Source organism: Dolichospermum lemmermannii CS-548, from assembly GCF_028330815.1.
Lineage (GTDB): Bacteria > Cyanobacteriota > Cyanobacteriia > Cyanobacteriales > Nostocaceae > Dolichospermum > Dolichospermum lemmermannii.
This window is the reverse complement of sequence record NZ_JAQMTJ010000017.1, coordinates 1-3,540: the sequence shown is the minus strand read 5'-3', so window position 1 is coordinate 3,540 and position 3,540 is coordinate 1. Positions and strand designations below refer to the sequence as shown.

1 protein-coding gene is annotated in these 3,540 nt (G+C 39.4%); it reads right to left on the bottom strand.

Features of this window, described 5'->3' with window-relative positions:
• Positions 1-137 precede the first annotated feature (137 nt).
• Positions 138-3,540: Calx-beta domain-containing protein (locus PN450_RS00800; RefSeq protein ID WP_271835070.1), on the bottom strand; the 3,403-nt coding region annotated here is incomplete at its 5' end.

The window sequence follows — 3,540 nt, the reverse complement described above, 5'->3', positions numbered from 1 at the left end:
TTAGGTTCAACAGGGTTTTATCTTGCTCACGAGTTAAAAATACCCTTAAACGAGCGCCCATATTTTAATCACCTCAGTAGATTGATTTTCCGTATTTACTTATCTTTACATAGTTTGATTTCTTTGCGCCGACTTACTTAGGTAGGTTTGGCGGTAATAACAACGGCTTGTGTACCATCTAAAATTACATCATCTATACCTTGAATTTCAAAAGTAGCCGACGCTTGATTAGCGGCAATAATCACCGTAGCAGGAACGGTTGCTTCTGTGGTGTCACTGCTATAAAGTTGCACCAATAAAGGCGTATCTGTGACTACGTTCCGGGTGACAGTGGCGATCGCTTTACCACCATTTTCGTTAATATTATTGGTATTGAAGCTGAGGCTTAAAGTGACTGCATCATTATCAATAATTGCTAGGGTATCTGAACCACTGATAAACCCAGCAGCAGAGGCAATAATTGTGTAATTTTTGGGCAGTTCAATTAAGGTATCATTGACAGCAGTAATATTAAATGTGGCGGAATTTGCACCTGCGGGAATGGTGACTGTAGCAGGTACAGTCAGTTGGGCATTATCGCTATTAACTAAGGTGACTGTTAGGGGTTCTGTAGTTGCAGTATTTCGGGTAATGGTTCCCTGAATTGTATTCCCTTCGTTAATTTGTTCGGCTGTAATATTAACAGTTAAGGTTGGTTTAAAATCATTGTCAATAATGTTGACAACTGCGCTGTTTTGTGCGCCGATGCTTACGCCATTAGTAGGATTAGAAAGACTTAAATTGATAGTTTCATTGCTTTCTAAAATACTGTCATCAATGATGGGAATATTAACTGTTTTACTGATTTCTGCATCAGCAAAGTTGACAGTAATAGGAGTATTATTGTAGTCACTGCCCGCGGTGGCTGTACCATTAGTTAGGTTAATAGTTGCACTAACAGCGCCATCACTTCCCCCTGTACGAGTTAAAGTAACTGCGCTAATAGCCGTACCATTTTCATTAACTGAATAAGCAGTATTGCTAAATTGAATTGTTCCCGATACAGCATCATTATCAACAATATTCAGAGTTGCTGTTTTTTGTGTTCCTAATGTAGCACCGCCTGTAGGGTTAGATAGGGTTAAATTGACGGTTTCTGTCGGTTCATAAACATTGTTGTCAATGATGGGAATAGTAACATTTTTACTGGTTTCTCCATTAGTAAAGGTAACAGTAATGGGACTATTGTTATAGTCACTGCCAGCAGTTGCCGTATTATCTGATGGGGTTAAAATAACAGTAACTTCGCCATCACTTCCCCCTGTACGAGTTAAATTAATACTCGCGGTAGTGCCATTTTCGTTAACAGTGTAGGTACTACTATTTAAGCTAATGATTCCCCGTTGCGGTAAGTCATCGTTAATGATGGTTAAAACTGCTGTAGTTTGGGTTCCTAATGTTGCGCCACCTTGGGGGTTAGATAGAGTTAAGTTGACGGTTTCGTCTGCTTCAAATTGGCTATCGTTAACGATGGGGATAGTGTTGGCTTGAAAATGAGACTCGTAAATAGCATAAAGCCCCTGTCCATCATTACTTTTAGCAATTAATACTCCTTGATTGTCATTAGAATTTAGGTCAATAATTGTGTTACCATTGTTTTGATATAATCGATCTATATTTGCAAAAATTGGATGAGATAAAGAGTTAATAGGAATACTACCGGAAATCGAATTCCATTGATTTGCAAATGACAACCCAAAATTATTCAAGAAATCCTTCCAAGCATTAGCCTCACCCGTAGAACTACCAAAACTTCCAGTTCCCGCCATGAGATAAACATTTCCTCCACTGTTTACATAATCAATTAATACCTGATTATCTACTGAAAGTCCGCCAAGAAAAACTCCATTATATTGTCGTAATGTCTCTAATGTGAATGGCAAATTATGTGCAACCTTCCATTGATGTCCTGCATCAGTTAAAGCTTTAGATAGTTGAGTTCCTGTGAAACCAAAGTTATTGGAATAAGCCAGAAATGATCCTTTCTTTCCATCAGTAAAATAATTAGCAATATTCTGAGCAAATAATTGTGAATCGTCGGGAGCATTACTAAATCCCGAATCGCTCAATGTCCATTCATCATTAGCAACAATAATCTTGCCAGATTTAATTAGACCAACTATTTTACTGGTTTCTCCATTAGCAAATTTGACAGTAATAGGAGTATTATTGTAGTCACTTCCGGCGGTAGCTGTACCATTAGTTAGGTTAATAGTTGCACTAACTGCGCCATCACTTCCCCCAGTGCGAGTTAAAGTAACTGCGGTGACAGGTGTACCATTTTCATTAACTGAATAAGCAGTATTGCTAAATTGAATTGTTCCCGGTATAGCATCATTATCAACAATATTCAGAGTTGCTGTTTTTTGTGTTCCTAATGTAGCGCCACCTGTGGGGTTAGATAGGGTTAGATTAACGGTTTCTGTGGGTTCATAAACGGTGTCATTAATGATAGGAATTGTAACTGTTTTACTGGTTTGTTTATCAGCAAAAGTAACGACGATATCCTGATTATTATAGTCTTCTCCCGCACTTGCCGTGCCATTGCTTAAAACTATAGTAGCACTGACTTCTAAATCGCTTCCCCCGGTGCGCGTCAGGGTGACAGCGACTACAGGTGTACCATCTTCGTTAATACTATAGGTTGCACTGCTAAAAGCTAATATCCCCGGTACAGGAGTATCGTTATCAATAATAGTCAGGGTAGCTGTATTTTGTCCTCCTAAGTTAAAGCCATTACTAGGATTACTCAGGGCAAGATTGATGGTTTCGTTGAGTTCAAAAGTTGTATCATCAACTATGGGAATGGTGACAGTTTTGCTGTTTTCTCCGTCGTTAAAGATGACAGAAATAGGAATTTGATTGTAATCTGATGGAGCCTGTGCTGTGCCATTGGTGGAAATCAAGGTAACACTAACTTGACCAACAAGACTACCAGTGCGAATCACTGTGACTTGTGCTGTTCCAGTTTCATTAACACTATAGATTGCACTGCTAAAAGCGAAAGCATTAACGGGGGTAATATATTCAAACGCACCGGAAGTAAGATTTAATCCTGTGACGTTTTGGAATACCGCAATTAGTTCATCAGGTTCGCTTCCGGCTTTGTCAATGTAGAGGTTAGTATTAGAACCAGAAGTTTCTAGACGGTAGTTAGTGGCTATACCCTGTAATTTAACCTTGTCTTCACTGGGGTTAAAGTCGGTGATTGTGGCATAGTCGTTGCTGCCGTTGGTGGTTATATTGCGATCGTCATAGTAAATATTAGCATTGTCGCCCAAAATAAAGCGATCGCTTCCTGAACCTCCGCTTAAGTTGTCTCTTTCTCCAATACCGGGATTAATATTGTTAGAATTAACACCATTGAGGATGTCATTTCCCCCGACACCGCTAATATTGTCATTCCCTAAACCACCGGATAAGGTTTCATCAGCATTTGTGCCGATGATAGAGTCATCGCCATCTGTACTCGTTAAGGCTTTCGCTACTAAGGTGGCTAGA